Source organism: Streptomyces lancefieldiae, from assembly GCF_031845825.1.
Lineage (GTDB): Bacteria > Actinomycetota > Actinomycetes > Streptomycetales > Streptomycetaceae > Streptomyces > Streptomyces lancefieldiae.
In genome coordinates, this window is sequence record NZ_JAVRFH010000190.1 from 1 (window position 1) to 1873 (window position 1873).

At 74.0% G+C, this 1873-nt stretch carries 1 protein-coding gene; it reads right to left on the reverse strand.

Annotated features, from left to right (window positions below):
• On the reverse strand, positions 1-1873 hold a 1873-nt coding region (locus RM812_RS41470; RefSeq protein ID WP_311586096.1), incomplete at both ends, for a type I polyketide synthase.

A 1873-nucleotide genomic window follows, 5' to 3' on the forward strand; every position in this document is an offset into this window, starting at 1 on the left:
GTCGAGCAGTTCCCGCACCCGCCGTTCGGGCAGCCGGATCCCTGCCATGCTGCCCTGCCCGGCGACCGTGGCCAGCAGCCGGGACCGCAGGGCGACAATCCTGGCCGCGTCCCCCAGGGTCAGGGCTCCCGCGACGCAGGCCGCGGCGATCTCGCCCTGGGAGTGGCCGACCACCGCGTCCGGCACCATCCCCAGCGAGCGCCAGACCTCGGCCAGCGAGACCATCACCGCGAACAGCACCGGCTGGACGACGTCCACCCGGTCCAAGTCCGCCGCGTCCGGCCCTCCGCACACGGTGTCCGTCAGCGACCAGGACAACCAGGGGGCCAGCTCCCGGGCGCACGCGCGCAGCTGCTCGGCGAACACCGGGGATGACTCCCAGAGTTCCCGCCCCATGCCGACCCACTGTCCCCCCTGCCCCGGGAACACGAACACCGTCGCGTCCACCGGCTGCGCGAAGCCGGACACCACACCTGCCGGACCGTCCCGGCCCGAGCGGTCGTCCCCGGCCGCGGAGGCCAGGCCAGCGAGCAGTTCGTCTCGGTCCGCGCCGATCACGACCCGCCGGTGCTCGAACAGCGACCGCGTCGTCACCAGCGAACGGCCCACGTCCGTGACCGGCAGGTCCGCGTCCTCGGCCACCCGGTCCCGCAGCCGCAGCGCCTGCTCCTGCACGGCCTCGGCCGACCGTCCCGACAGCACCCACGGCACCACCCGGGGACCCCCGGCGGGCACCCGGCCGGCGGCAAGGTCCGCAGCAGGACGAGGCAGGGCGTGCTCCCCGGGCCCTTCCTCCGGCGCCTCCGCGGGCGCCTCTTCGAGGATCACGTGCGCGTTGGTGCCGCTGATCCCGAAGGCGGACACCCCGGCGCGCCGGGGGCGTCCCGCCGTACCGGTCCACTCCCGCGCCTCGGTCAGCAGTTCCACCGCCCCGGCCGACCAGTCGACGTGCGTCGACGGGCGGTCCACGTGCAGCGTCCTGGGCAGCACCCCGTGACGCATCGCCATGATCATCTTTATCATTCCGGCGACACCCGCGGCTGCCTGGGTATGGCCGATGTTCGACTTCAGCGATCCCAGCCACAGCGGGCTTCCGGGATCCCGGTCCTGGCCGTAGGAGGCCAGCAGTGCCTCCGCCTCCATCGGGTCCCCCAGCGTCGTGCCGGTCCCGTGCGCCTCCACCGCGTCCACCTCTGCGGCCGACAGTCCGGCATCGGCCAGGGCCGCCCGGACGACCCGCTGCTGTGCCAGTGCGTTCGGCGCGGTCAGCCCGTTGGACGCCCCGTCCTGGTTGATCGCCGAGCCGCGGATCACGGCCCAGATCCGGCGGCCGTGGCGCAGTGCGTCCGACAGCCGCTCCAGCACCAGCACGCCCGCGCCCTCGGAGAAGCCGGTGCCGTCGGCCGCCTCCGCGAACGCCTTGCACCGCCCGTCGGCCGACAGACCCCGCTGCCGTGCGATCTCCACCAGCAGTCCCGGGGTCGACAGCGTCGACACGCCGCCTGCCAACGCCAGTTCGCATTCCCCGGTCCGCAGGGACCGCACGGCCTGGTGGACGGCGACGAGCGACGACGAGCACGCGGTGTCGATCGACAGCGCCGGGCCCTCCAGCCCCAGTACGTATGCCACACGGCCCGAGGCTGCGCTGGTGTACGTCCCGGTGGCCGCGAGCCCTTCCACCTCACCGGCCGCCCCGCCGCCCATCCGCGGACCGTAGTCGACGGCGTAGAGCCCGGTGAACACCCCAGTGGCCGAGCCCCGCAGCCCGGCCGGGTCGATACCCGCGCGTTCCAGTGCTTCCCAGGAGATCTCCAGCATCAGCCGCTGCTGCGGGTCCATCGCCAGCGCCTCGCGCGGGCTGATCCCGAAGAAC